Source organism: Streptomyces sp. NPDC085931 (assembly GCF_044540565.1).
Lineage (GTDB): Bacteria > Actinomycetota > Actinomycetes > Streptomycetales > Streptomycetaceae > Streptomyces.
In genome coordinates, this window is the sequence record NZ_JBITSK010000010.1 from 99,142 (window position 1) to 124,362 (window position 25,221).

23 protein-coding genes are annotated in these 25,221 nt (G+C 73.3%); 14 read left to right on the plus strand and 9 right to left on the minus strand.

What is annotated here, in order from left to right:
* The first annotated feature begins 73 nt into the window (after positions 1 to 73).
* From ACIGAN_RS22210 to ACIGAN_RS22225, 4 genes are all read left to right on the plus strand, one after another.
* A complete protein-coding gene (locus tag ACIGAN_RS22210) occupies positions 74 to 2,014 on the plus strand; it encodes a S53 family peptidase (protein WP_399859803.1) in 1,941 nt (646 codons plus the stop codon).
* Between the two features lie 80 nt (positions 2,015 to 2,094).
* Positions 2,095 to 3,849 carry an NAD+ synthase gene (locus ACIGAN_RS22215; RefSeq protein ID WP_399859806.1) on the plus strand — a complete coding sequence of 585 codons (1,755 nt, stop codon included), beginning with the start codon at positions 2,095 to 2,097 and terminating at the stop codon, positions 3,847 to 3,849.
* A 55-nt stretch (positions 3,850 to 3,904) separates the two neighbouring features.
* Positions 3,905 to 4,207 (plus strand): ArsR/SmtB family transcription factor, encoded by a 303-nt coding sequence (locus tag ACIGAN_RS22220; RefSeq protein WP_365086836.1) that lies wholly within the window; start codon positions 3,905 to 3,907, stop codon positions 4,205 to 4,207.
* Complete coding sequence (locus ACIGAN_RS22225; protein ID WP_365737783.1) at positions 4,204 to 4,596, plus strand: VOC family protein; 393 nt, start codon at positions 4,204 to 4,206, stop codon at positions 4,594 to 4,596. Before ACIGAN_RS22220 ends, ACIGAN_RS22225 begins: the two co-directional genes overlap by 4 nt.
* A 76-nt stretch (positions 4,597 to 4,672) precedes the next feature.
* Here the strand turns inward: ACIGAN_RS22225 and panB are convergent, their stop codons facing one another.
* The gene (gene panB / locus ACIGAN_RS22230; protein WP_399859809.1) at positions 4,673 to 5,545 is read right to left on the minus strand and encodes a 3-methyl-2-oxobutanoate hydroxymethyltransferase; all 873 of its coding nucleotides are present in this window, start codon (positions 5,543 to 5,545) and stop codon (positions 4,673 to 4,675) included.
* 202 nt (positions 5,546 to 5,747) lie between these two features.
* On the opposite strand from panB, the gene ACIGAN_RS22235 reads away from it, so the two are divergent.
* The 6 genes from ACIGAN_RS22235 (at position 5,748) to ACIGAN_RS22260 (ending at position 12,655) form a co-directional block, all read left to right on the plus strand.
* Positions 5,748 to 7,346: an MFS transporter gene (locus tag ACIGAN_RS22235; RefSeq protein WP_399859812.1), complete on the plus strand. Its 1,599-nt coding sequence runs from the start codon at positions 5,748 to 5,750 to the stop codon at positions 7,344 to 7,346.
* Between the two features lie 119 nt (positions 7,347 to 7,465).
* A complete protein-coding gene (locus ACIGAN_RS22240) occupies positions 7,466 to 8,104 on the plus strand; it encodes a TetR/AcrR family transcriptional regulator (protein WP_399859814.1) in 639 nt (212 codons plus the stop codon).
* A 281-nt stretch (positions 8,105 to 8,385) separates the two neighbouring features.
* Positions 8,386 to 9,348 carry an endonuclease/exonuclease/phosphatase family protein gene (locus tag ACIGAN_RS22245; protein WP_399860090.1) on the plus strand — a complete coding sequence of 321 codons (963 nt, stop codon included), beginning with the start codon at positions 8,386 to 8,388 and terminating at the stop codon, positions 9,346 to 9,348.
* Between the two features lie 136 nt (positions 9,349 to 9,484).
* Positions 9,485 to 10,702, plus strand: a complete 1,218-nt coding sequence (locus tag ACIGAN_RS22250) for an MFS transporter (protein ID WP_365737775.1) — start codon at positions 9,485 to 9,487, stop codon at positions 10,700 to 10,702.
* A 121-nt stretch (positions 10,703 to 10,823) separates the two neighbouring features.
* Positions 10,824 to 11,843: an ATP-binding cassette domain-containing protein gene (locus tag ACIGAN_RS22255; RefSeq protein WP_365086857.1), complete on the plus strand. Its 1,020-nt coding sequence runs from the start codon at positions 10,824 to 10,826 to the stop codon at positions 11,841 to 11,843.
* Entirely contained in the window at positions 11,840 to 12,655 is an 816-nt protein-coding gene (locus tag ACIGAN_RS22260) for an ABC transporter permease (protein ID WP_365737771.1), read from the plus strand. The genes ACIGAN_RS22255 and ACIGAN_RS22260 overlap by 4 nt, the downstream gene beginning before the upstream one ends.
* A 20-nt stretch (positions 12,656 to 12,675) precedes the next feature.
* Here the strand turns inward: ACIGAN_RS22260 and ACIGAN_RS22265 are convergent, their stop codons facing one another.
* Entirely contained in the window at positions 12,676 to 15,981 is a 3,306-nt protein-coding gene (locus ACIGAN_RS22265) for a BTAD domain-containing putative transcriptional regulator (RefSeq protein ID WP_399859817.1), read from the minus strand.
* Positions 15,982 to 16,870: 889 nt separating this feature from the next.
* Between ACIGAN_RS22265 and ACIGAN_RS22270 the strand changes: the two genes are divergently transcribed.
* Entirely contained in the window at positions 16,871 to 17,671 is an 801-nt protein-coding gene (locus tag ACIGAN_RS22270; RefSeq protein ID WP_399859820.1) for a site-2 protease family protein, read from the plus strand.
* A gap of 4 nt (positions 17,672 to 17,675) precedes the next feature.
* On the opposite strand, the gene ACIGAN_RS22275 is transcribed toward ACIGAN_RS22270, so the two are convergent.
* The 3 genes from ACIGAN_RS22275 to ACIGAN_RS22285 are packed head-to-tail and all read right to left on the minus strand — an operon-like array spanning position 17,676 to position 19,751.
* Entirely contained in the window at positions 17,676 to 17,915 is a 240-nt protein-coding gene (locus tag ACIGAN_RS22275; protein ID WP_399859823.1) for a hypothetical protein, read from the minus strand.
* A 4-nt stretch (positions 17,916 to 17,919) separates the two neighbouring features.
* Positions 17,920 to 18,639, minus strand: coding sequence for an NADPH-dependent F420 reductase (gene npdG, locus ACIGAN_RS22280; RefSeq protein ID WP_365086872.1), 720 nt, complete (start codon positions 18,637 to 18,639; stop codon positions 17,920 to 17,922).
* 38 nt (positions 18,640 to 18,677) lie between these two features.
* Positions 18,678 to 19,751, minus strand: coding sequence for an exo-alpha-sialidase (locus ACIGAN_RS22285; RefSeq protein ID WP_399859826.1), 1,074 nt, complete (start codon positions 19,749 to 19,751; stop codon positions 18,678 to 18,680).
* Positions 19,752 to 19,869: 118 nt separating this feature from the next.
* Here ACIGAN_RS22285 and ACIGAN_RS22290 point away from each other — a divergent pair, with 118 nt between their 5' ends.
* Entirely contained in the window at positions 19,870 to 20,490 is a 621-nt protein-coding gene (locus ACIGAN_RS22290; protein ID WP_399859829.1) for a hypothetical protein, read from the plus strand.
* A 120-nt stretch (positions 20,491 to 20,610) separates the two neighbouring features.
* Here the strand turns inward: ACIGAN_RS22290 and ACIGAN_RS22295 are convergent, their stop codons facing one another.
* On the minus strand, positions 20,611 to 20,841 hold the full coding sequence (locus ACIGAN_RS22295; RefSeq protein ID WP_351357926.1) for a hypothetical protein: 231 nt from the start codon (positions 20,839 to 20,841) through the stop codon (positions 20,611 to 20,613).
* 58 nt (positions 20,842 to 20,899) lie between these two features.
* Here ACIGAN_RS22295 and map point away from each other — a divergent pair, with 58 nt between their 5' ends.
* Both map and ACIGAN_RS22305 read left to right on the plus strand, forming a co-directional pair.
* Positions 20,900 to 21,757: a type I methionyl aminopeptidase gene (gene map / locus ACIGAN_RS22300; protein ID WP_365086881.1), complete on the plus strand. Its 858-nt coding sequence runs from the start codon at positions 20,900 to 20,902 to the stop codon at positions 21,755 to 21,757.
* A gap of 154 nt (positions 21,758 to 21,911) precedes the next feature.
* Entirely contained in the window at positions 21,912 to 22,559 is a 648-nt protein-coding gene (locus tag ACIGAN_RS22305; RefSeq protein ID WP_365737759.1) for a biliverdin-producing heme oxygenase, read from the plus strand.
* Positions 22,560 to 22,640: 81 nt separating this feature from the next.
* Here the strand turns inward: ACIGAN_RS22305 and ACIGAN_RS22310 are convergent, their stop codons facing one another.
* From ACIGAN_RS22310 to ACIGAN_RS22320, 3 genes are all read right to left on the minus strand, one after another.
* Positions 22,641 to 22,856: a hypothetical protein gene (locus ACIGAN_RS22310; protein ID WP_365086887.1), complete on the minus strand. Its 216-nt coding sequence runs from the start codon at positions 22,854 to 22,856 to the stop codon at positions 22,641 to 22,643.
* 98 nt (positions 22,857 to 22,954) lie between these two features.
* On the minus strand, positions 22,955 to 23,599 hold the full coding sequence (locus ACIGAN_RS22315; RefSeq protein ID WP_399859834.1) for a PhzF family phenazine biosynthesis protein: 645 nt from the start codon (positions 23,597 to 23,599) through the stop codon (positions 22,955 to 22,957).
* A gap of 59 nt (positions 23,600 to 23,658) precedes the next feature.
* Positions 23,659 to 25,182: an HtaA domain-containing protein gene (locus ACIGAN_RS22320; RefSeq protein WP_399859836.1), complete on the minus strand. Its 1,524-nt coding sequence runs from the start codon at positions 25,180 to 25,182 to the stop codon at positions 23,659 to 23,661.
* Positions 25,183 to 25,221: the final 39 nt, after the last annotated feature.

Genomic DNA, 25,221 nt, shown 5'->3' on the forward strand with positions numbered 1-25,221 from the left:
CCCGCATGAACGGTTCATCGCGAGAGTGGCGAGCGGCGAGTGATCACTCGCGACGAACCGCACAGGGGGTTCCATGAGATCCAAGCGCGCCACGGTGCGCGCCGGGCTGAGCAGGGCGGCGACACTGCCGCTGCTCGCCGGTGCGCTGGCGCTCGGCATACCCGCGGCGCACGCCGCCGGCCATCCGCTCCGCGACCCGCTCGCCGGCACCAGGCCCGCGTGGGCCACGGCCCGCGCCGACCGGGGCGCCGCCCCGGACGGATCCGCGGTCTCGGCCCGGGTCTACCTCCGCGGCAAGGACTCCGCCGGTCTCGCCGCCTACGCGCGGGCCGTCTCCGACCCGCACTCGTCCTCGTACGGCGCGTATCTGACGGCGCAGCAGGCGCAGGCCCGCTTCGGCGCCACGAAGGCGCAGGTGGCGGCCGTCAAGGCCTGGCTGACGGGCGCCGGTCTGCGGGTCACCGGTGTCACCCGGCACCACGTCTCGGTCACCGGTGACGTGGCCGCCGCCGAGCGGGCCTTCGGCACGCAGCTGCACGACTTCGCCAAGGGCGACCGCACCTACCGCGCCCCGGCGGGCACCGCCTCCGTGCCGCGGGGCCTGGCCGGCGCCGTCCTGACCGTGACCGGCCTGGACACCGCGCCGCACCGGGTCGGCCACGACGACCGGCTGCCTCCGCCCGACACCGTGTTCCGCAACGCCGGCCCGTTCTCCTCGTACTACGGCTCGAACACCGCGAGCACCCTGCCGGACGCGTACGGCACGAAGGTCCCGTACGCGGTCAGGGGCTACACGGGCAGGCAGCTGCGGGCCGCCTACGGCGCGGGCAGCCGCACCGGCAAGGGCGTCCGGGTCGCCGTCACGGACGCCTACGCCTCGCCGACGATCGCCTACGACGCCGCCACCTACGCCGGGCGCCACGGCGACGCCACGTGGCGGACGGGCCAGCTGCACCAGGTGCTGCCGGCGCAGTACACCGGCACCGAGGACTGCTCGGCGTCCGGCTGGTACGGCGAGGAGACCCTGGACGTGGAGGCCGTGCACGCGGTCGCCCCGGCCGCGGACGTGACGTACGTGGGCGCCACCTCCTGCACCGACGGCGACCTGCTCGACGCGCTCGGCAAGGTCGTCGACCACCACCTGGCGGACATCGTCTCCAACTCCTGGGGCGAGGTGGAGTCGGCGCAGACCCCGGACCTGGCGGCCGCCTACGACCAGGTCTTCCAGCTCGGCGCGGTCGAGGGCATCGGTTTCTACTTCTCCTCCGGCGACGACGGCGACGAGGTCGCGGCCTCCGGCACGAAGCAGGTCGACTCCCCGGCGAACTCGGCGTGGGTCACCGCCGTCGGCGGCACCTCGCTGGCCGTCGGCAAGGGGGACACCTACCTCTGGGAGACCGGCTGGGGCACCGAGAAGGCGAACCTGTCGGCCGACGGCACGAGCTGGACGGACTTCCCGGGCGCCTTCACCTCCGGCGCGGGCGGCGGCACCAGCCGGACGGTCGCCGAGCCCTCCTACCAGCGGGGCGTGGTACCGGACGCGCTGGCCGGGGCCCACGGCGCCGACGGCAACCGGGTGGTGCCGGACATCGCCGCGATCGCCGACCCGAACACCGGCTTCCTGGTCGGGCAGACGCAGACCCTGCCCGACGGGAGGAAGCAGGCGTACGGCGAGTACCGCATCGGCGGCACCTCGCTCGCCGCGCCGACCATCGCCGCCGTCCAGGCGCTGGCCCAACAGGCCCGCGGCGGCAGGGCGATCGGCTTCGCCAATCCGGTGATCTACGCGAAGTACGGCTCGAAGGTCTACCACGACGTCACCGACGACCCGACGGGCAAGGCACTGGCGGTGGCCCGGGTCGACTTCGTCAACGGCTACGACGCCACCGACGGCCTGGCCACGTCCGTGCGCAGCCTGGGCAGGGACAGCTCGCTGAAGGCGGTCAGGGGCTACGACGACGTCACCGGCGTGGGCTCGCCCGGGACCGGTTACGTCGAGTCGTACCGGCGCTGACGACCGCACGGCGGCACACGGGGTGGTGTGGGATGACCCACACCACCCCATTGCGTCGCTCTGACGATTACACTGGCCACGTGCCTCAACTACGTCTCGCCCTGAACCAGATCGACGCGCGCGTCGGCGACCTCGCCGCGAACGCGGAGTCGATCGTCCGCTGGACCCGGCACTCCGCCGAGCAGGGAGCGCATCTCGTGGCGTTCCCGGAGATGGCGCTGACCGGGTACCCCGTCGAGGACCTGGCCCTCAGATCCTCCTTCGTGGAGGCCTCCCGGGCCGCGCTGCGCTCGCTCGCCGCCCGGCTGGCCGAGGAGGGACTCGGCCGGCTGCCGGTGATCGTGGGCTATCTCGACCGCAGCGAGACCGCCCAGCCGAAGTACGGCCAGCCGGCCGGCGCGCCGCGCAACGCGGGGGCGGTGCTCCACGGCGGCGAGGTGGTCCTGACCTACGCCAAGCACCACCTGCCGAACTACGGCGTCTTCGACGAGTTCCGCTACTTCGTGCCCGGCGACAGCATGCCGGTGCTGCGGGTGCACGGCGTGGACGTCGCCCTGGCCATCTGCGAGGACCTGTGGCAGGACGGCGGCCGCGTCCCCGCCGCCCGGTCGGCGAAGGCGGGCCTGCTGGTGTCCATCAACGCCTCCCCCTACGAGCGCAACAAGGACGACACGCGCCTGGAGCTGGTGCGCAAGCGGGCCCAGGAGGCCGGCTGCACCACGGCGTACCTGGCCATGATGGGCGGCCAGGACGAGCTGGTCTTCGACGGCGACTCGATCGTCGTCGACAAGGACGGCGAGGTCGTGGCCCGCGCGCCGCAGTTCTCCGAGGGCTGTGTGGTCCTGGACCTGGACCTGCCGGCGGCGGCCGCGGACGCCCCGGAGGGCGTGGTCGACGACGGCCTGCGCATCGAGCGCGTGGTGCTGTCCGAGGAGCCGCTGCCCGCGTACGAGCCGGAGCTGACGGGCGGCTACGCGGACCGGCTGGACGACGACGAGGAGGTCTACTCGGCGCTGGTCGTGGGCCTGCGGGCGTACGTCGAGAAGAACGGTTTCTCGTCGGTGCTGATCGGCCTGTCGGGCGGCATCGACTCGGCCCTGGTCGCGGCGATCGCCTGCGACGCGGTGGGCGCGCGGAACGTGTACGGCGTGTCCATGCCGTCGAAGTACTCCTCGGACCACTCCAAGGACGACGCGGCCGAGCTGGCCCGCCGCACGGGCCTGAACTACCGCACGGTCCCCATCGAGCCGATGTTCGACGCCTACATGGGCTCGCTGGGCCTGACGGACCTGGCGGAGGAGAACCTCCAGTCGCGCCTGCGCGGCACGCTGCTGATGGCGATCTCCAACCAGGAGGGCCACATCGTCCTGGCCCCCGGCAACAAGTCGGAGCTGGCGGTCGGCTACTCCACGCTCTACGGCGACTCCGTCGGCGCGTACGGCCCCATCAAGGACGTGTACAAGACGTCGGTCTTCCGGCTGGCCGAGTGGCGCAACCGGGCGGCCCGGGAGCGCGGCCAGACCCCGCCGATCCCGGAGAACTCCCTCACCAAGCCGCCGAGCGCGGAGCTGCGCCCGGGCCAGGTCGACACCGACTCGCTGCCCGACTACCCGGTGCTGGACGCGATCCTGGAGCTGTACGTCGACCGGGACCGCGGCGCGGACGAGATCGTCGCGGCCGGCTTCGACCGCGAGCTGGTCGTGAAGACCCTGCGCATGGTCGACACGGCCGAGTACAAGCGTCGGCAGTACCCGCCGGGGACGAAGATCTCCGCGAAGGGCTTCGGCAAGGACCGGCGACTGCCGATCACGAACGGGTGGCGCGAGTCGGTCTGACGCGCGGGGGCGAGGGGACTTGATAGGCAAGTGACCACTTGCCTATCCTGGGGTCATGGCCGACGACCTTTTCAGAGCCTTGGCCGACCCCACCCGTCGCACCATCCTCGACGAGCTCGCGGAGAAGTCCGGACAGACCCTGTTCGAGATCTGCTCGCGGCTGAGCATGAGGCACCGGCTCGGCATCTCGCGCCAGGCGGTCTCCCAGCACCTCGCGGTGCTGGAGGCCGCCGGGCTCGTCGAGACCCGGCGGGAGGGCCGCTACAAGTTCCACGATCTGAACACGGCCCCGCTGCGGCACATCACCGAGCGGTGGCCGGCGCCCGATCCCTCCCGGCCGGAAGAGAGCACCCCATGAAGATCCACCTGACCAGCGTCTTCGTCGACGACCAGGCCAAGGCCCTGCATTTCTACACCGAGGTCCTCGGCTTCGTGAAGAAGCACGACGTCCCGGTCGGCGAGCAGCACCGGTGGCTGACCGTGGTCTCCCCGCAGGAGCCGGGCGGCACGGAACTGCTGCTGGAGCCCGCCGGCCACCCCGCCGTCAAGCCCTACCGCGACGCCCTGATCGCCGACGGCATCCCGCTCGCCCAGTTCGCCGTCGCCGACGTGCACGCCGAGTACGAGCGCCTGCGCGCCCTCGGTGTCCGCTTCACCCAGGAGCCCCTGGAGATGGGCCCCGTCACCACCGCGGTCTTCGACGACACCTGCGGCAACCTGATCCAGATCGCGACGCAGCCGGAGTAGGGGGCCGCTCCCGCGCACAACGGAACAGCCCCGCCGGCGGGGGAAGACCGGCGGGGCTGCGTGCTACCGCGGTGGCTCAGTGGACGGAGTGCTCCTCCTGGGGGAACGTTCCGCCGACCACGTCCTCGGCGAAGGCCCTCGCCGCGTTCCCCATGACCTCGCGCAGGTTCGCGTACTGCTTCACGAACTTCGGCACACGCCCGCCGGTCAGACCCAGCATGTCGGTCCACACCAGCACCTGCGCGTCCGTCTGCGCACCCGCCCCGATCCCCACGGTCGGGATGTGCAGCACCCGCGTCACCTCGGCCGCGAGCTCGGCGGGCACCAGCTCCAGGACCACGGCGAACGCGCCCGCGTCCTGCACGGCCTTGGCGTCCCGCAGCAGTTGCTGGGCCGCCTCCTCGCCCCGGCCCTGCACGCGGTAGCCCATCGCGTTGACGGACTGCGGGGTCAGCCCGATGTGGGCCATCACCGGGATGCCCGATTCGACGAGCAGCCGGATCTGCTCGTGCGAGCGCTCGCCGCCCTCCAGCTTCACGGCCTGCACACCGGCCTCCTTCACCAGCCGGGTCGCCGAGCGCAGCGCCTGCACCGGACCCTCCTGGTAGGAGCCGAAGGGCAGGTCGCCGACGATCAGGGCGCGCGAGGTGCCCCGTACGACCGCCGCCGACAGCATGGTCATCTCGTCGAGGGTGACGGGCACGGTGGTCTCGTACCCCAGGTGGCAGTTGCCCGCCGAGTCGCCGACGAGCATCACCGGGATGCCGGCCTCGTCGAAGACGGACGCGGTCATCGCGTCGTAGGCGGTGAGCATGGGCCACTTCTCGCCGCGCTCCTTGGCGGCGGCGATGTCGCGGACGGTGATGCGGCGGGTGCCCTTGCCCCCGTACAGCGTCTTGCCGCCGTCGGAGGGCTTCGGTGCGTTCTGGGCAGCCGGAAGCTGCGTCATGGCACGGCTCCTAACACGTCATCTCGAGGCGCCCTGACGGCGTCCCCGGACCACGTCCATGGTGGCACCTCGCGCCGAGGAGGACCAGGGGAGCCCCTGTGAGTTCCGCTGCGGCCGTCGCGGCCCGCCCGTCCGTAAGAGCTCGGTAAAAGTATTCCAATACGAGACGGTCTCGTATCGGAATGGGCCTAGGCTCGACGGCATGACCACACCTGCCGACGGCGCCGCCCCCACCGGCCGCCGCATACCGGAAGCGGTGCACCGGCGCCGCTGGGCGATCCTCGGCGTGCTGATGCTGAGCCTGCTGATCGTCGTCCTGGACAACTCGATCCTGAACGTCGCCATCAAGACCATCTCCACCCCGGCCCCGACCGGCCTGGGCGCCACCCAGAGCGAGCTGGAGTGGGCGATCAACGCCTACACCCTGGTCTTCGCCGGCCTGCTGTTCACCGCCGGGCTGCTCGGCGACCGGCTCGGCCGCAAGAAGGTGCTGCTCGGCGGACTCACCGTGTTCGGCATCGGCTCGGCGTTCGCCGCGTTCTCCGGCTCGCCCGGCGAACTCATCACCTTCCGTGCCGTGATGGGCCTGGGGGCCGCGTTCGTCATGCCCGCCACCCTCGCCGTGCTGATGAACGTCTTCGAACGCGAGGAGCAGCCCAAGGCCATCGGCATCTGGGCGGGCGGCGTCGGCCTCGCCATCGCCATCGGCCCGATCACCGGCGGCGTGCTGCTCGACCACTTCTGGTGGGGGTCGGTCTTCCTCATCAACGTGCCGATCGTGCTGCTCGCGCTCGCCCTGATGCTGTGGCTGGTCCCCGACTCCCGCGACCCGAGGCCGGGCCGGCTCGACCCGGTCGGCGTGATCCTGTCGGTCGTCGGCCTGGTCCTGCTCGTCTACGGCATCATCAAGGGCGGCCAGCTCGCCGACTTCACCGATCCCGCCGTGCTGACGACGATCGGCGCGGGGCTCACCGTGCTCGTCGCCTTCGTGGTGTTCGAGAAGCGCAGCGCCCATCCGTCCATCGACGTCACGTACTTCAAGAACAAGGTCTTCTCGGCCGCCATCGCCGCCATCGCGCTGGTGTTCTTCGCGCTGATGGGCGTGACCTTCTTCTCCGTCTTCTACACGCAGAGCGTGCGCGGCTACTCGCCGCTGCAGACCGGTCTGCTGATGCTGCCGCTGGCCGCCGCCCAGATGATCTTCGCGCCGCGCGCCCGGCTGCTGGTCGACCGGTTCGGCAACAGGGCCACCACGACCGCGGGCCTGCTGGTCATCGCCGCGATGCTGGCCGCCTTCGCCACCCTGGACGCCGACACCCCGATCTGGGTCCTGGAGGTCGTCTTCTTCCTCATGGGCACCGGCATGGCGCACATCATGACGCCCGTCAGCGTCGTCATCATGCAGGCCCTGCCCCGCGAGAAGGCCGGCTCGGCCTCCGCGCTCAGCAACACCTTCCGGCAGGTCGGCGGCGCCCTCGGCATCGCCGTCCTCGGCTCGGTCCTGTCGACGGCGTACCGCACGGGCATCGAGGACAGGCTGGGCGCGCTGCCGCCCGCCCTGCGGCACACCGCCGGCGAGTCCATCGAGGCGACCCTGGGCGTCGCCGCGAAGCTGGGTCCGCGGGGCGATGCCCTGATCGCCCCCGCCCACGACGCCTTCCTGCACGCCATGCACGTCACCGCCCTGTGGGGCGCGGGCGTCGCACTGGTGGGCGCGGTCGTGGTGGCCCTGTTCCTGCCCGGCAGGCAGCCGGCCGCTCAGCGGGAGGAGGAGCGGGAGTTGTCGGACGCCCGGTCGTAGACCTGCTGCGACAATCGGTCCACACCCCGGTCCGCACCGGTCCGCCCCGGTCGCCCCCGGTCGGCCGGATCCGCACCGGTCCGCCCCGGGCCCCTCCCGGTCAGAAAGGACGCAGCGACGTGAGCCTCGCCGAACGGCAGCCCCGGCACGACGGCCCCCCGAGGGGCCGCCCCAGAAGCGAGGCCGTCGAGCGCGCCATCATCGAGGGCGTGATGAGGCTCCTGGAGGAGGGCGTGCCGCTGGCGGAGGTGTCCATCGAGCGCGTGGCCCGGACCGCCGGGGTGGGCAAGGCCACCATCTACCGCCGCTGGAGCGGCAAGGAGGAGCTCTTCGTCGACGTCGTGCGCGCCGCCGAGCCCGCCGACCCGCCGCTGCCGGGGACGTCCATGCGCGACGACCTGGTGGTGCTGCTGGAGCAGATGCGCCGGCGCGGGCTCGCCAAGCGCTCGTCGGCGATCCTGCACAGCGTGCACGCCCAGATGAAGAGCAGCCCGAAGATCTGGGCGGCGTATCACGCCATCGTCGTCGAACCGCGCCGCCGCCTGGGCCTGGACATCCTGCGCCGGGGCCAGGAGAACGGCGAGCTGCGCACGGACGTCGACCTGGAGTTGCTCAGCGACCTGTTCGTGGGCCCGCTGCTGGTGCGTTCCGTGCTGCACCCGGACGCCGACCTGCCGGAGGGCCTCGCCGAACAGGTGGTCGACACCCTGCTGGAAGGCCTGCGGCCGGCCGGCTCACCGCCCGTCGGTTCCGCCTAGCCGCGGCCCCCGTGTGCGCGTTTCGTCACAGAGCGCGCTTTCGGGGGCCGTGACCGGAACTCGCCGGACGGGCTCGAACGTCCTCGCCCCCGTACGGCCGTCGCGGGACGGCGGGAACGGAACGGATCATCCCCTAGGGTCGTAAGGACGCGGGGGGCGATGGTGTGCACGGCAGGTAGTGAGGCGACGGTATGGCGCAGCAGGCGTACATGACGGAGACGGACAACGGCGGCTCGGGGCCCGAGCACCGCGGAACCCGGCTTCGGCGCCTGTTCGACCGGCTGGTGAGCGGCTGGCGGGGCGATCCGAGAATCTGGCGGCGCGGAGTGGTCCTGGCCGGGTGCGCGGTGCTGCTGGCCGTGATCATGCTGCTGCACGCGCAGATCCCCAACGCCGTCGGCAACCTGGGCAGCCTCATCGAGACCTTCCTGCCCTGGCTCGGGCTGTTCGTCCCGGTGCTGCTCGTGCTGGCCCTGGTGCGTAAATCGGCGACCGCGCTGATCGCGGTGCTCGCGCCGACCCTGGTGTGGTTCAACCTGTTCGGTGGGCTGCTCAGCGACAAGACCGTCGCCGGCGGCGACCTCACCGTGGTCACGCACAACGTCAACGCCGAGAACCGGGACCCGTCGGGCACGGCCCGTGACGTGGCCGCCTCCGGCGCGGACGTGCTGGCCCTGGAGGAGCTGTCCCCGGCGGCGGTGCCGACGTACGAGAAGGCGCTGGCGTCGACGTACCGCTACCACGCCGTGGAGGGCACGGTCGGCGTGTGGAGCAAGTACCCGCTCAGCGGCGTCCGGGCCGTCGACCTGGACATGGGCTGGACGCGGGCGATGCGCGCCACCGTGACCGCGCCGGCCGGGCAGGTCGCGGTCTACGTCGCCCATCTGCCGTCGGTGCGCGTGAAGATGGAGGCCGGGTTCACGGCGAGGCAGCGCGACCGCAGCGCCGACTACCTGGGCGAGGCCATCGCGCACGAGCCGCTGGCGAACGTGGTGCTGCTGGGCGACCTGAACGGCACCATGAACGACCGCGCCCTGAACGCCGTCACCTCCCAGATGCGCTCCACGCAGGGCGCGGTGGGCAGCGGCTTCGGGTTCAGCTGGCCGGCCTCGTTCCCGATGGCGCGCATCGACCAGATCATGGTCCGGGGCCTGGAGCCGCAGAGTTCGTGGACCCTCCCGGAGACCGGCAGCGACCATCTGCCCGTCGCCGCCCGTGTGAGGGTCACCACAACCGGTTCCTGAGAACCGCAGGTCAGCGGCGTATCGGCACGATTCGGCAACCTCGGCTTCACCGCGTGGAATAGTGCGCCTGCGAGACTTTGTTCCGTACTTGAACATATGACGTACGGATCTTCACGCAAGTCTCGAGAGGTTTTTCATGCCCCTGGCCCTGCTCGCCCTCGCCGTGGGTGCCTTCGGCATCGGCACCACCGAGTTCGTGATGATGGGGCTGCTGCCCGATGTCGCGGACGACCTCAACATCTCGATACCCGACGCCGGCCACCTGGTGTCGGCGTACGCGCTCGGCGTCGTCGTCGGCGCCCCGCTGCTGGCCGCGGTCACCGCCCGGATGTCCCGCCGCACGGTCCTGATCGGGCTGATGGGGCTGTTCGTCGCGGGCAACGCCCTGTCGGCCCTCGCGCCCGACAACGGCTGGCTGCTGGCCGCCCGCTTCCTGAGCGGGCTGCCGCACGGCGCCTTCTTCGGCGTGGGCGCCGTCGTCGCCACGAACCTGGTCGCCCCCGAACGCAAGGCGCGCTCGGTCTCCCTGATGTTCCTCGGCCTGACGGTCGCGAACGTCGCGGGCGTGCCGGTCGCGACCCTCATGGGCCAGCACCTCGGATGGCGGGCCACCTTCCTCGGCGTCAGCGCCATCGGCCTGGCGGCGATCGCCGCGCTCGCCCTGCTCATCCCGCACGACCACGAGCACGCCACCGCCCAGGGCCTGCGCGGTGAACTCGCCGCGCTGCGCTCCGTCCCGGTCTGGCTGGCGCTCGGCACGACCGTCGCGGGCTTCGGCGCCCTGTTCGCGGCCTACAGCTACATCACCCCGATGCTCACGGACGCGGCCGGCTACGCCGACGCCAGCGTGACCCTGCTGCTGGCGCTGTTCGGTGTCGGCGCGACCGCGGGCAACCTGCTGGGCGGCCGGCTGGCCGACCGCTCCCTGCGGGGCACGCTGTTCGGCGGCCTGGTGTCGCTGGTGGCGGTCCTGGCCCTGTTCCCGCTGCTGATGCGCACGGAGGTCACCGCCGCCGTGGCGGTGACGCTCCTGGGCACGGCCGCCTTCGCCACCGGCTCCCCGCTGCAGCTGATGGTCATGGAGAAGGCCTCCTCGGCGCCCTCGCTGGCCTCCTCGGCCAACCAGGCCGCCTTCAACCTGGCCAACGCCGGCGGCGCCTGGATCGGCGGCCTGGCCCTGGCCGCCGGCTTCGGGGCCACCTCTCCGGCCCTGGCCGGCGCCGCCCTGGCCGTCCTCGGCGTGGGGGTCGCGTCGCTGGCCGCCGTGGTGGACCGGCGCCGGGCTCCGGTCGCCGGGCGCGAGCGGGTCGTGGCCGGCCACGTCCCGCGGGAGGCCGAGGCGGTACGCCGCTGACGGTTCCCGGACGTACGGCAGCCCGTGGGGGTCGACCCCACGGGCTGCCGTCGCGTCTGCCGGACGGGGCTGTCGGCGGTCTGTCGGCGATTTGTCGGTGGGGCCTGGCACCGTCGGGGACATGACGCGAATCGACGACAACACCAGCGGTGCCGCTGTGACCGTGCGGGGGCTGGTGAAGCACTACGGCGAGACCAAGGCGCTGGACGGGGTCGACCTGGACGTGCGGGAGGGCACCGTCATGGGTGTCCTCGGGCCGAACGGGGCCGGCAAGACCACCCTGGTACGGATCCTGTCCACCCTGCTCGCCCCCGACTCGGGCCGGGCCACCGTGGCCGGCCACGACGTCGTACGGCAGCCCCGGCAGCTGCGGCGGGTGATCGGCCTGACGGGCCAGTACGCCTCCGTGGACGAGAAGCTGTCCGGCTGGGAGAACCTGTACATGATCGGGCGGCTGCTCGACCTGTCCCGCAAGGACGCCCGCAACCGGGCCGACGAGCTGCTGGAGCGCTTCTCGCTCACCGAGGCGGCCAAACGGCACGCGGGGACGTACTCCGGCGGCATGCGGCGGCGGCTGGACCTGGCCGCGTCCATGATCGGGCGGCCCTCCGTGCTCTTCCTCGACGAGCCGACCACCGGCCTGGACCCGCGCACCCGCAACGAGGTCTGGGACGAGGTCAAGCGCATGGTCGGCGAGGGGGTCACCGTGCTGCTGACCACCCAGTACATGGAGGAGGCCGAGCAGCTCGCCTCCGAGCTGACGGTCGTCGACCGCGGCCAGGTCATCGCCGGCGGCGCCATCGAGGAACTGAAGGCGAAGGTCGGCGGCCGGGCGCTGCGGATCCGCCCGGCCGATCCGGTGCAGCTGCGGCCCCTGGCCGGGGCCCTGGACGACCTGGGGATCACCGGTCTGGCCACCACGACCGTGGACACCGACCGGGGCGACGTCCTCGTGCCGATCCTCAGCGACGCGCAGCTGACCGCCGTGGTCGGCGCGGTCACCGCGCGCGGTATCACGCTGTCCTCCATCACCACCGAACTGCCCAGCCTGGACGAGGTGTTCCTGTCCCTCACCGGCCACCGCGCCAGTGCCCCGCAGGACACCGTGCCCGCCGAAGACCTTCAGGAGGCCGCCGTATGAGCGCCGTCACCCTCGACGACACCGGGGCCGACGCCCGTATCCCGCTGCGCGGCCATCTGCGCCACACCGGCGCGCTGATCCGCCGCAACCTGCTGTGGATCCGCAAGGACCCCGAGTCCATGGCCGACGCGCTGCTGATGCCGGTCATCTTCACCCTGCTGTTCGTGTTCGTCTTCGGCGGCTCCATCGGGCAGGCGCTGGGCGGCGGGCAGGAGCGGTACGTGCAGTACGTGATCCCCGGCATGATCGCGATGATGAGCATGACGCTGTCCCAGGGCGTCGGCACCGGGTTCAGCCAGGACTTCAACTCCGGTGTCATGGACCGCTTCCGGTCCCTGCCGATCGGGCGCGGCTCGGTGCTGTTCGCGAAGATCTCCGTGGAGCTGCTGCGGATGCTGTTCGCGACGGCCGTGCTGATGATCGTCGCCGTAGTGGTCGGCTTCGAGATCACCAACTGGCCGGGGCTGCTGGCGACCGTGGCCCTGTCCACGGCGTTCGCCTCGTCGATCATGTGGGTGTTCCTCACCCTGGGCGTGATCCTGAAGAACGCGCAGTCCGTGCAGGCGATGGGCTTCCTGGTGCTGTTCCCGCTGCAGTTCGGCTCGTCGATCTTCGCCCCGACGACGTCGATGCCGGGCTGGCTGCAGGCGTTCACCGACTACAACCCGCTGTCCACGCTGGCGGACGCCGCGCGCGGGCTGATGATCGGCGGGCCGGTCGCGCACGACCTGTGGGTGACGCTCGGCTGGTCGGTGGCGATCACGGCCGTGATGGCGCCGGTCGCGATCCACAAGTTCCGCACGAAGAGCTGACCGGGCGCGGCCGTGGGCCGTCAGAGCAGGGCGGTGGCCTCCTCGACCGAGAGGCCACCGCCCTGCGCGTACGCGCTCTCGTACGCCGCGTCGCCGAGCAGCGCCCGGGCCTGCCGCTCCGCCTCCTCGCGGGTCTCGCGCTCCTGCCGCTGGGCGACATGGCCGGGCGGCAGCAGGGCGTCGGCGGCGCCGAGGCAGCGGGCCGCGTCGGCGGCGCCACGGCCCCCGTCGTGGACGGCCAGGGCCCGGGCGCCGACGGTCAGGAACACCGCCGGCATGTGGGGCGCGATCGCCTCGGAGACCGGGTCCCCCGCCCGCTCCAGTGCCTTGCGGGTGCGGTCCAGGCAGTCCTCGTACCGGCCGTCCCGGGCGTCCAGCCAGGCCTCGGCGCCGAGGATGAACGCGTCGAAGACGATGAAGTGGGCGATGCGGAAGTCCTCGCGCAGCCGCCGCAGTTGCTCGCGGGCCTCGGCGGTGCGGCCGGTCATGCCGAGCCGGCCGGCGAGGAAGAGACGGGCGGCGGGCATGGCCTCGCTGTGCGTGTTCTCGTGCGTGGCGATCACCTCGCGCAGCAGCCGCTCGCCCCGCTCCTCCTCGCCCGACTCCAGCAGCGCGTTGCCCAGCCGGGCGGTGAGGACGGCCGCCTGGGCGCGGGCGCCGAGCAGTTCGGCGTGGGCGATGGCCGCCTTGTAGTCGGCGGCGGCCAGCGCGTGGTGCCCCTGCCGCTCGTGCGCCTCGGCGCGGGCCGAGAAGGCCTCGGCGGTGCCCCAGGCGTCACCGAGGCGGCGGTAGATCTCCAGCGACTCGTCGGCGTCGCGCCCGGCGTCACCGGCCCAGTCGGTGCGGTTGGCGAGGAAGTTGGCCCGCATCTGCAGCCCGGAGGCCAGCTCCCAGTCCAGGCCCGGGGTCTCCCGGCAGGTGCGGATGGCGGCGTCCATGATGACGCGCAGCCGGTCCATGTCGCCGGTCAGCATCACGGCGAAGAACCAGAGCAGGCCGGGCAGCCGGCAGGTCTGCGGCAGGCCGGGCTCGTAGGTGAGCGAGATGGTCCGCAGCTTCTGCTCGGCGCGCGGGTTCTGCCAGGCGTCCAGTTCGGTGTCCATGCAGGCCAGGTGGGCCAGGTGGACGCCGCGCCGGGCCTCCCAGAGGACCTCTCCGGTCATCGGGGGCGGGCTGTCGGTGCAGCGCTGCCAGACGGGGGCGGCGCGGCGGACGGGCTCGGTGAAGGGGTCGGGGCCGAGGGCCATGACCTCGCGGCACCAGTTGCGGGCCTCGATGCGCAGGTCGCGCATCTGCCAGTACCAGACCAGGGACAGGGCCAGGCACAGCGCCTCCTGCTCGTCGCGCAGGGCGACGGCGTGACGCAGGGCGGTACGCAGATTCTCGTACTCCCGCTCCAGCCGGCGGATGGCCGCGAGCTGGTCCGGGCCGCGCAGCAACGGGTCGGTGGTGCGGGCAAGTTCGCGGAAGTACGTCAGATGGGCGCGTTCGGCCTCGGCGCGCTGCCCGGACTCGTCCAGCCGTTCGGCGGCGTACTCGGCGACGGTCTCCAGCAACCGGTAGCGCATCTCGCCGTCGGCGGTGTCGCCGGGCGGGGCGGCCACGACCAGGGAGCGGTCGACGAGCGAGCCGAGCGCCTCCAGCGCGAGGGGCCCGCACACGGCCTCGGCGGCGGACAGGTCGCAGCCGCCGGCGAACACCGACAGGCGCCGCAGGACGTCGCGTTCGTCCTCGTCGAGCAGCTCCCACGACCAGTCGACGACGGCTCTGAGGGTCTGCTGGCGGGGCAGGAGCGTGCGGCTGCCGGAGGTGAGGAGGCGGAAGCGGTCGTCGAGCCGGTCGGCGATCTGGCGGGGGGTGAGCATCCGCAGCCGGGCGGCGGCGAGTTCGATGGCGAGGGGCAGGCCGTCGAGGCGCCGGCAGATCTCCGCGCAGGCCTCGGGGTCGTCCTCGACGCGGAAACCGGGGCGGGCCGCGGCACCCCGCTCGGCGAGCAGCCGCAGCGCGACCGGCTCGGGCAGCGGCTCCACCGGGCGCAGCAACTCCCCCGGCACGCCGAGGGGTTCGCGGCTGGTGGCGAGGACGGTCAGACCGGGGCAGCGCTCCAGCAGTTCCCCGGTGAGCCGGGCGGCGGCTTCGGCGACGTGCTCGCAGTTGTCCAGGATGAGCAGCATGCCGGGGCGGGAGCAGTGCTCGGCGAGGCGTTCGACGGGGTCGTCCAGCCGGTCGGCGACGGCGGCCCGGATGCCCTCGGCGCCCGCGCCGTACAGGACGGTCTCGCGGGCGCCGACGGCGGTGAGCACGGCTTCCGGTACGGCGGCGGGGTCGTCGACCGGGGCGAGTTCGGCCAGCCACACCCCGCCGGGCATGGCGTGCCGCACGGTCTCGGCGGCCTCCTGCGACAGCCGGGTCTTCCCGGCGCCGCCGGGTCCGAGCAGGGTGACCAGACGGGCCGTCGCGAGATCCGCGCGGATGGTCTCGATGTCGCTCTCCCGGCCGATGAAGGAGGTCAGCCGGGCGCGCAGGTTGCCGGGGGCGGGGGTGGCCGGGGGCTCCGGGGACGCCGGGGGTGTCGCCGCGGGGGCGGCCGGGCCCGCGTCGGCGGCCAGCAATTGAGCGTGCAGGGCGCGCAGTTCGGGGCCGGGGTCGGTGCCCAGCCGGTCGGCGAGGAGGCGGCGTACGTCGTCGTAGGCGGCGAGGGCCTCGGCGGTGCGGCCCGCGTCGCGCAGGGCGCGCAGGCGCAGCGCCTGGAGGGGTTCGTCCAGGGGGTGGCTGTCGCACAGGGCGGTCAGTTCCGGCAGCGCCTGTCCGGCCTGGCCGAGGGCGAGGGCGGCGCCGTGGCGGGCGCGCAGCACGTCCAGCCGGCGGGCCTCCCGGCGGGCCGCCTCGGCGGTGCGGTCGGGGAGGTCGGCGAGGGCGGGGTCGCGCCACAGGGCGAGGGCGTCGTCGAGGACCAGTGCGGCCTTGGCGGGGTCGCCGTCGGCCAGGGCCCGCAGTCCTTCGCCGGCCAGCCGCTCGAAACGGTGCAGGTCGATGTCGTCGGGCGCGGCCGTGAGCCGGTACCCGCCCTCGGCGGAGACCACCGCGTCCGCGCCGAGGGCCCGCCGCAGCCGCCCGATCAGCGCCTGGAGGGCGCCGGCCGCGTCGGCGGGCGGGTCACCGCCCCACACCTCGTCGACGAGCATCCCGGCGGGCACGGTGCGTCCCGCCCGCAGGGCGAGCACGGTCAGCAGCGCGCGCAGCCGCGCCCCACCGACCGGTACGACCGTGCCGTCGGTGCGGATCGCCTGCGTGGTGCCGAGGATGCGGTAGTGCACGGGGTCCATTGTCTCCGGAGGTGAAAGGGCGGTCACGACGGTCCCACGGCGCGGCGGACACGGACCGAGGAGCGTCCGACACCGGGCGGGGCGGGCGAGTGGGCGGGCGTTCGACGCCGGCGGGGCAGTCGAGCGGGAGGCATCCGGCGCCCGGCAGGGCGGTGCGGTCGGCGGGGCGTCCGGCGCCCGGCAGGGCGAAGGCGGACCGACGGGGCGTCCGGCGCCCGGCAGGGCGAAGGCGGACCGACGGGGCGTCCGGCGCCCGGCAGGGCGGGGACGGACCGACGGGGCGTCCGGCGCCCGGCAGGGGGGACGGGCCCCGGCCGGGGTCCGGGCCCGGCAGGGCGCGGCAAGTCGGCGGCACCAGGCACCCGGCACGGCGGAGGCGAATCGGCAAGGTACCCGGCACCCGGCAGGGCCGACGAGGCCCCAGCCGGTGTCCGAGCCCGGCAGGGCGCGGCAAGTCGGCGGCACCTGGCCCCGGCCCGGCACAGGTGAATCGCGCGGAACCCGGCGCCCGGCACGGCGAGGACGGACCGACGGGGCACCCGGCGCCCGGCACGGCGGAGGCGAATCGGCAAGGTACCCGGCACCCGGCGCGGCCTCGGCGAATCCGCGGAGCACCCCGCACCCCGCACCCGGCGCAGTGGGGTGTTCGGTGGGGCGGGGGTGGGTCCGTCGGGGCTCGGGGGCGTGGGGCGACGAGTGACCGTGGTGGGGGTGCGGCACGGTGCCGGCGGGGTGCCTCGGCACGTCCTCTGCCGGTCTCTCCGGATCACCTGCCGCAGCCCCATGGCCCCACCCTCCCCGGAACCGGCGGCCCCGCGCGAGACGTTTTCCTCCCGCGCCCGGTACCGTCGGGCCGTCCCATCGCGTGTTCGAGAGTGCAGGGAGTCCCATGACCACCGCCACCAGCCGCCACAGTGAGCGGCGGATCAGTCCCGTCTTCGTCGGGATCCTGGCCGTGACGGCGGTCACCGGGTGGGCGACCTGGACCGGGTTCGCCGAGCAGCCCGGGGTCGCCGTGTTCCTGTTCGTGACGGCGGCGTGGATCGTCTCGCTGTGCCTGCACGAGTACGCGCACGCGCGCACGGCCCTGCACAGCGGCGACATCTCGGTCGGCGCGAAGGGCTATCTGACCCTGAACCCGCTGAAGTACACGCACGCGCTGCTCAGCATCGTGCTGCCGGTGATCTTCGTGATCATGGGCGGGATCGGCCTGCCCGGCGGCGCGGTGTTCATCGAGCACGGGCGGATCCGCGGGCGCTGGAAGCACAGCCTGATCTCGGCGGCGGGCCCGCTGACCAACGTGCTGTTCGCCGTCGTGTGCACCGCCCCGTTCTGGCTGGACGCGCTGGACGGCGTGCCGAGCGACTTCCGCTTCGCGCTGGCGTTCCTCGCGCTGCTGCAGGTGACGGCCGCGCTGCTGAACTTCCTGCCGGTGCCCGGTCTGGACGGCTACGGCGTGATCGAGCCCTGGCTGTCGTACAACGTCCGGCGCCAGGTGGAGCCGTTCGCGCCGTTCGGCCTGCTGTTCGTGTTCGCGCTGCTGTGGCTGCCGGCGGTGAACGGCGTGTTCTTCGACGTGATCGACGCGATCCTGAAGTCGCTCGGGATCAGCGACTTCGAGACGTACTGCGGTCACGAGCTGTACCGCTTCTGGCAGGGCTCGAACGAGTTCTGCTCGGCCGCGTCCTGATGGCTCAGCCCGCGACGGACTTCTGCTGCCTGGCGCGCTTGAGGTAGTACCAGCACATGTTGGACGACAGGCCCGCCAGCAGCACCCACACGATGCCCAGGAAGCTGCCCCGGGTGAAGGACACGACGGCGGCGGCCACGGACAGCACGCAGACGATCAGCGCGTAGAGGGCGAGGCGGGGCATAGGGGTCGACTCCTGTCGGGGGACACTTCGGGCACTGCTGTGCCGTCCAGTGTCCCCCATCGGCTCAGACGTCCGTGACCCGGAGCCCCGCGTGCGCCTTGTACCGGCGGTTCACGGAGATCAGGTTCGCCACCAGCGACTCCACCTGGTGGGCGTTGCGCAGCCGCCCCGCGAAGATGCCGCGCATGCCGGGGATCCGGCCGGCCAGCGCCTGGACGATCTCCACGTCCGCCCGGTCCTCGCCGAGCACCATCACGTCGGTGTCGATCTCGTCGATCTCCGGGTCCTGGAGCAGCACGGCCGACAGGTGGTGGAAGGCGGCGGTGACCCGGGAGTCCGGCAGCAGCGCGGCGGCCTGCTCGGCGGCGCTGCCCTCCTCGGGCTTGAGGGCGTAGGCGCCCTTCTTGTCGAAGCCGAGCGGGTTGACGCAGTCGACGACGAGCTTGCCGGCCAGTTCCCCGCGCAGGGACTCCAGGGTCCTGCCGTGGCCGTCCCACGGCACGGCGACGATCACGATGTCGCTGCGGCGGGCGGTCTCGGCGTTGTCGGCGCCCTCGACGCCGTGGCCGATCTCCTCGGCGGCGGCCCGCGCGCGGTCGGCGGCCCGCGAGCCGATGATCACCTTCTGCCCGGCCTTGGCGAGCCGGTAGGCGAGGCCCTTGCCCTGCGGTCCGGTCCCGCCGAGCACCCCGACGACGAGTCCGGAGACGTCGGGCAGGTCCCAGGGGTCCTTGGCGGGGGCCTTCCGGGCGGGGTCGGTGGCAGCACTGTCGGTAGAGGTCATGGCCCCGACTCTACGACCGTGCCCCCGCTCCGACCGGCTCAGGTCAGCTCCGCCACCGGCACCCGCCGGAAGGTGATCGTCTCGTAGGCGCCGAAGTCGCCGGTCTCGTACAGCAGCCCCACGGTGTCCTGGTCGGCGCGGACGAGGTCGGAGTAGGCGGCGGGCAGTCCGTCCACGGTGTGGGCCGGGCGCCAGGTGGTGCCACCGTCGGTGGAGGCGCGGATGGTCATCAGGGCGCGGAAGCCTGGGTCGGCCGGCCCGGAGTACAGCAGCAGGTCGGGGTCGCGGAGCTGGAGGACGCTCGCCTGGCACACGGGGGCGGTCAGGCCGGCCTGCGGGCGGAAGGGCTTCAGCAGGGTCCGCCCCCCGTCGGCGGAGTGGGCGTCGGCGCGGGTGCCGGGTGAGGGTGAGTCGTTGCGGGTGTTGAAGTAGACGCGCCCGTCGGGCAGTTCGGCGGCGGTGGTCTCGTTGGCGTTGATGTAGCCGTCGGGGTCGTCGTCGACGTAGCCGATGCGCCAGGTGGTGCCGCCGTCGTCGCTGAGCAGGCTGTGGCCGCCGTTGTACCGGCCCTCCGTGCCGTTGTCGGTGCCGGTGGGCGGCAGGGAGTGGTTGGCGGGGACGACGATCCGGCCGGTGGTCAGCCGGAGCGCGTGACCGGGGGTGGTGGCGTACCAGCGCCACTCGGGTTTCTTGGCCTCCCGGGTGATCTCGCGTGGCGCCGACCACGTCAGGCCCTCGTCGTCGCTGTGCCGCACCCACACGCGGCGCCCGTCGGCCGCGCTCACCTTGCCGCGCCGGATGGCGTCCTCGGTGGCCGCGGCGGCGTTGCGCACGTGCACGAGGAGCACGCGGCCGGTGCCGAGGACGACGGGCGCCGGGTTGCCGGCGAGGGCGTCGCCGTTGCGCGCGGCGACCTGGAGCGGGCCCCAGGTGCGGCCGCCGTCCGTGGAGCGCTTCAGCACGATGTCGATGTTCCCGAAGTCGTCGCGGGAGCCGACCCGGCCCTCGCAGAAGGCGAGCAGGGTGCCGCTGTTCGCGGCGACGACGGCGGGGATGCGGAAACTGGCGTATCCCTCCCGGCCGGCGCGGAAGGGGACGCTGATCTCGGTCATCGGCGGGATCCTCCGGGCGTTCGACGTCGGAATGCGTGACCGGGCCGCCTACCCAGGCCGGGCGAATACGCGGTGAACTCCGCGTCACGACCGGGCGGTTCGGGCAGGATGCGGGCCTATGGACGCGGTACGGGTGGCACTGTTGCGGGAAGTGCTCGCCGGGACGGAGTGGCTGGGCGCCACCCGGCGGTTCGCCAGGGCGCTGCGCGGGTCGGTGGTGTCGCACGGGGGCGGACTGCTGCTGGTCGGCACGCCCGCGTACGAGCCGTGGCATCTCGCCGCCCATCTGGTGGACGAGGCCGCCTGGTCGGGCACGCCGGAGCTGGCCCCGACGCTGGTACGGCACGACGCACGGCCCTCGGACCCGGCGCACCTGGCGGTGGGCCTGGGCCGGCTGGAGGCGGCCCGGCGGGGCGAGACACTGCTGGTGGTGTCACCCGGGTCACCTGTGTCACCCGAGGGCCCTGCCGCACCCCTGCTCGAACGGGTGTCGGACGCCCGCCGCGCCGGGGCGACGGTGCTGGCCCTCGGCCCCGACGGGGGCGAGCTGCCGGCCGTGGCCCACGAGACCCTGGCCGTCCCGGCCGGCTCGGAGCTGGATCTGGACACCGTCCAGCACCTGGTCAGCGCGGCAGCGGGCGAGAACGCGCTCCCGGCCCCACGGGGCCGGCGCCGCTTCCGCGACCGCGTCGCGAGACTGGCCGAACACCTGACGGCCCCACCACCGGCCCGCTGGTGAAGCGACCGGAGCCGGGCGCAGGCCCGGGCGCAGGCCCCGGGCGCTGCGAACGCCCGAGGCGGCGATGCCCCCGGGCGCGGCGAACGCCCGGGGCGGCGGTGCCTCCGGGCGTTCGGTGGGTCAGTTCTCCTCGCGGCCGCCCGCGGGGGCGTCGTGCCACTTGGGGTCGTTCTCCCACTGGAGGTTGCGCTCGCGGGCCGTCTCCATCGCGTGCTCGGCCTCGGTGCGGCTCGCGTACGGGCCGAAGCGGTCCTTGCCCGGGCAATCGGGCCCCTCTTCGACCTTCTTGTGCTCCAGGCAGTAGTACCACTCGCCCGGCTTGCCGACCGTCCGCTTCTTGAACAGGGCCATGACCAGCTCCTCTCGCCATCGACATGTTCCCCCACGGCCGCTGGTTAGACTCGCTGGCATGTCTGGCCAGTCGCTGCTCGTCCCCGGGGAACTGTCCCCCACCCGTTCCGTGCCCGGAAACATCCGCCGCCCGGAGTACGTCGGCAAGCCCGCTCCGACGCCGTACACCGGACCGGAGGTGCAGACGCCCGAGACGATCGAGGCGATGCGGCGCGCCGGCCGGATCGCCGCCCGGGCCATGGCGGAGGCCGCGAAGCTGATCGCCCCCGGGGTGACCACGGACGAGCTGGACAAGGTGGCGCACGAGTACATGTGCGACCACGGCGCCTACCCCTCCACGCTCGGCTACCGGGGCTTCCCCAAGTCGCTGTGCACCAGCGTCAACGAGGTCATCTGCCACGGCATCCCGGACTCCACCGTGCTGCGCGACGGCGACATCGTCAACCTGGACGTGACGGCGTACATCGGCGGCGTGCACGGCGACAACAACGCCACCTACCTGGTGGGGGACGTCGACGAGGAGTCGCGGCTGCTGGTGGAGCGGACCCGGGAGTCCCTGAACCGGGCGATCAAGGCGGTCAAGCCGGGCCGGCAGATCAACGTCATCGGCCGGGTCATCGAGTCGTACGCCAAGCGCTTCGGCTACGGGGTGGTGCGGGACTTCACGGGCCACGGCATCAACTCGTCGTTCCACTCGGGCCTGATCATCCCGCACTACGACAGCCCGCACGCGACCACGGTGATGCAGCCCGGCATGACGTTCACCATCGAGCCGATGCTGACGCTCGGGACGCACGAGTACGACATGTGGGACGACGGCTGGACGGTCGTGACGAAGGACCGCAAGCGCACGGCCCAGTTCGAGCACACGCTGGTGGTGACGGACTCGGGCGCGGAGATCCTCACGCTGCCCTGACCTGAGCCGTACCCCGGCCGACGGCCCGCTCTCTTCGGAGGGCGGGCCGTTTTCGTGCTCGCGCGGGTTTTTCCCGACAAGCCGTCGGGAAGTTTACCGACAACCGGTCGGCAAGCCATTGACTTAGGTAACCCTAACCAGAGAAAGTGGGTCCATGGAATCCTTCTCGACCCTCATCCGGACCGCTTCCCGCGAGCAGCACGAGGAGGTCAGGGGCTCGACCTTCCTGAGCGACCTGCTGGGGCACAAACTGGGGGTCGACGCGTTCGCGCGCTACACGGAACAGCTGTGGTTCGTGTACGGGGCGCTGGAGTCCGCCGCCGAGCGGCTGGCCGGGGACCCGGTGGCGGGCCCCTTCGTCCGCCCGGAGCTGTTCCGCTCGGCGGCGCTGGAGCAGGACCTGGAGTACCTGCGCGGCCCCGGGTGGCGCTCGCGGATCAGCGCGCTGCCGGCCACGCTGGAGTACGCCGGGCGGATCACCGAGTGCGCCCGCGACTGGCCGGCGGGCTACGTCGCCCACCACTACACCCGCTACCTCGGCGACCTCTCCGGCGGGCAGATCATCCGCGACACGGCCGAGAAGACGTGGGGTCTCCCGAAGAAGGGCGACGGGGTCCGCTTCTACGTCTTCGAGGAGATCCCCAACCCGGCCGCCTTCAAGCGGACCTACTGGGAGCTGCTGGACGCGGTGCCCGGGGACGAACTGGAGCGGCAGCGGATCGTGGCCGAGTGCAAGCGGGCCTACGGGCTGAACAACGCCATGTTCGTGGCGCTGGGCGAGGAGTTCCCGCTCTCGGCGTGAGGGCCCGGGACGACGGGCGGGGCCCCCTCGCACACGGCGAGGGGGCCCCGGATCCGTCTCGGGTGGAGCGCCGGTCCCGGCTCAGATGTCGAACGGACCGTTGTGGCAGACGGCGCCGCCCCACTCGATCTCGGCGGTCTCGGCCTCCAGCTCACCGAAGTACGGGCTGCACGCCACGTGGTGGCCGCGGCCGTCGCGGTGGTCCCGGTCGTCGTCGCCGGCGGCGGCGGTCGCCGCGCCGGTGGCGGTGACGGCGACGGTCAGGGCGGCTACGGCCAGAGCGGATCGAATGCGCATGAGATTCCTCTCGCGGTGGTGCCTTGTCACGCCCAGAGGTCCCCGTTCGCAGCCGCGCACACACGCTGTTCCACCCGTACGGCCGCGGGCCACCCGGGTCAGCGTTCGAGACGCACCCGCCCGCCGACCTCGGTCCAGCCGCCCGGCTGGGGCGCGGTGAGGATCTGGGAGCCCGCCCCCTGGGTGATGTTGAGGGCCCGGCCCAGCCGGTCGGTGAGCAGCAGGGCCGCCGCCCCCGTCGCCTCGTCCTCGTCGATGCCGTCGCCCCGGCCGGGGAAGGCCCGGGCCCGGACCCGCCCGGCGGGCTCGTCCTCCCACGCCCAGGCGTACACCCACTCCCCCGGCGGCGGCACAGGCAGGCCGTCGACCTCGGCGGCGCCGCCGTACTGCCGCAGGGTGCGCGGCGGCACCCAGTCCGCCCGTGCCTCGATCCAGCAGAACTCCCCGTCCTGCCGCGCCCCGACCACCCCGGCCGGCGTCACCAGCTCGCCCACGTCGAGCAGCCAGGCCGCGCCGACGCAGGGGTGCCCGGCGAAGGGCAGCCGCAGGGTGGGCGTGTAGATGTCGATCACACCCCGCTCGGGGTCGTCGACGAACACGGTCTCGCTGAATCCGAGCTTCGCGGCGAACGCCTGACGGTCGTCCGGACCGGGCAGCACGGACCCGTCCCGCACGACACCGAGCTCGTTGCCGTATCCACCGTTCGGCCCGCAGAAGACGCGGAGCACGTCGTAGTCAGTCACGGGGGCATTCAAGCACCGGCGGGACGGGCGCCCGACGGGCCGCCCGTCCCGCGGAGCGCTCAGGCCCCCGCGCGCCGCCTGCGCACCGCCAGGACGGCACCGGCGCCCGCGGCGACGGCCGCCGCCGCGGCCGCGCCCAGGGGGCCGGCCGGGACGGAGGAACCGGTGCTCGCGAGGCCGCCCGTCACGGCGCCCGTGGTGCCGCCCGTGGTCGAACCGGCGCCGCCGGCCGTCCCCGCGCCGCCGGTGGTGCCGATGCCGCCGGACGCGCCGCCGGACGTGCCGCCAGTGCCACCGGACGTGCCGCCGTCGCCGCCGGGGAGCTGGGCGTCGTCCGTGAGGGCCACCGTCAGGTCGACCGGGTCGAGCCGGGTGCCCGCCGGGTAGAAGTCACCGAAGGCGTCGGCCCCGGCCTCGGTGAGGGTGGCGGTGACGTCGTCGAGCGTGATGACGTCGTCCTCGGGGACCAGGTCGGAGGCGTCGGCCTTCAGCTCCGCGAGCACCACGTCCCGCGACTGCTCGCCGAGGCTGGTGACGTCGGCGGTGAGGCGGCCGGTGCCGTCGTCGAGGGTGGCCGTCAGGCCGGCGAGGGTCAGGTCGAGGCCGTAGCGGCCGTCGCTCTCGTGGCCCTGGAACGTCACGCTGCCCTCGAAGGACGCGGAGAGGGTCCCGGCGTCCGTGTCGTAGCTGCCGGTCGCGCCCGGGAAGGTGAAGGGGCCGTTGCCGGACGCCTGCGTGGCGCCGCCGGAGGCCGTGATCCGTCCGTGGGCGACGGGGCCGACGACGTAGGTGCGGAAGGACTCCTTCACCCCCCAGCCGAGCCTGCCGTCGGCTATCTCGCCCCGGGCCGACGGGGCGGAGGCGCCGTCCGAGGGGGCGCCGGCCGCGGGGCTGCTCGGGACCGGGGACGGGGAGGCCGGCGGGGACGCCGGGCCGGGGGACGTGGTCGCCGGCTGCGACGGGGTGGAGGTGGGTGTGGCGGTGGGGGTGGGGGTGGGCGTGGGTGTCGGGCTGGGGGACGCGGGCGGGGTCTTCTGCACCACCGTCAGGGGGTCACCGGCCGCGCCCTCGTAGCCCGCGCTGCCGAAGACGTCCGCCGCCTCCTTGGTCAGCGTGGTGGCCATGTCCTTCATCGCGCGGGTGACCGTCACCGTGGCGAGCGGTACGTCGTCCTTCGTGACGCCGTCGCGCGTGACGTCCGCGGTGACCTCCGCCTCGGCGCTGTCGAACCTCACGTCCGACAGGGTGAGGGCGAAGCCGTGCAGCTTGGACTCGATCCGCAGGGTGCCCTTGAAGGCGAGGTCCACGGTGTGGGCGGTGGAGTCGTAGCTGCCGGCGCCGTCCGTGAAGGTGAACGGGCCGTTGCCCGCGGCCTGGCTGGCGCCGTCCGCCGGGGTGAAGGCACCGGCCGCCATGCCGGTGACGTAGGTGCGGTACGACTGCTTGATGCCCCAGGTCAACTCGTAGCCGCTGAGGGGAACTTCGGCCGCGGTGGCGGAGGGGGCGAGCGCGGTGGCGCCGAGGGCGGCGGCGGTGGCCACGGCGGCGGCGAGGGCGGCGGTCCGGCGTCGTCTGACAGGCATGGCGTGCGTCTCCTGGGTAGGGGGTGGGTCGGCTGGTGG

Coding starts and splice junctions, on each gene's coding strand:
- ACIGAN_RS22210 (WP_399859803.1), top strand. CDS start 74: ATGAGATCCAAGCGCGCCACGGTGCGCGCCGGGCTGAGCAGGGCGGCG.
- ACIGAN_RS22220 (WP_365086836.1), top strand. CDS start 3,905: ATGGCCGACGACCTTTTCAGAGCCTTGGCCGACCCCACCCGTCGCACC.
- ACIGAN_RS22225 (WP_365737783.1), top strand. CDS start 4,204: ATGAAGATCCACCTGACCAGCGTCTTCGTCGACGACCAGGCCAAGGCC.
- panB (WP_399859809.1), bottom strand. CDS start 5,545: ATGACGCAGCTTCCGGCTGCCCAGAACGCACCGAAGCCCTCCGACGGC.
- ACIGAN_RS22235 (WP_399859812.1), top strand. CDS start 5,748: ATGACCACACCTGCCGACGGCGCCGCCCCCACCGGCCGCCGCATACCG.
- ACIGAN_RS22250 (WP_365737775.1), top strand. CDS start 9,485: ATGCCCCTGGCCCTGCTCGCCCTCGCCGTGGGTGCCTTCGGCATCGGC.
- ACIGAN_RS22255 (WP_365086857.1), top strand. CDS start 10,824: ATGACGCGAATCGACGACAACACCAGCGGTGCCGCTGTGACCGTGCGG.
- ACIGAN_RS22260 (WP_365737771.1), top strand. CDS start 11,840: ATGAGCGCCGTCACCCTCGACGACACCGGGGCCGACGCCCGTATCCCG.
- ACIGAN_RS22265 (WP_399859817.1), bottom strand. CDS start 15,981: ATGGACCCCGTGCACTACCGCATCCTCGGCACCACGCAGGCGATCCGC.
- ACIGAN_RS22270 (WP_399859820.1), top strand. CDS start 16,871: ATGACCACCGCCACCAGCCGCCACAGTGAGCGGCGGATCAGTCCCGTC.
- ACIGAN_RS22275 (WP_399859823.1), bottom strand. CDS start 17,915: ATGGGGGACACTGGACGGCACAGCAGTGCCCGAAGTGTCCCCCGACAG.
- npdG (WP_365086872.1), bottom strand. CDS start 18,639: ATGACCTCTACCGACAGTGCTGCCACCGACCCCGCCCGGAAGGCCCCC.
- ACIGAN_RS22285 (WP_399859826.1), bottom strand. CDS start 19,751: ATGACCGAGATCAGCGTCCCCTTCCGCGCCGGCCGGGAGGGATACGCC.
- ACIGAN_RS22290 (WP_399859829.1), top strand. CDS start 19,870: ATGGACGCGGTACGGGTGGCACTGTTGCGGGAAGTGCTCGCCGGGACG.
- ACIGAN_RS22295 (WP_351357926.1), bottom strand. CDS start 20,841: ATGGCCCTGTTCAAGAAGCGGACGGTCGGCAAGCCGGGCGAGTGGTAC.
- map (WP_365086881.1), top strand. CDS start 20,900: ATGTCTGGCCAGTCGCTGCTCGTCCCCGGGGAACTGTCCCCCACCCGT.
- ACIGAN_RS22305 (WP_365737759.1), top strand. CDS start 21,912: ATGGAATCCTTCTCGACCCTCATCCGGACCGCTTCCCGCGAGCAGCAC.
- ACIGAN_RS22310 (WP_365086887.1), bottom strand. CDS start 22,856: ATGCGCATTCGATCCGCTCTGGCCGTAGCCGCCCTGACCGTCGCCGTC.
- ACIGAN_RS22320 (WP_399859836.1), bottom strand. CDS start 25,182: ATGCCTGTCAGACGACGCCGGACCGCCGCCCTCGCCGCCGCCGTGGCC.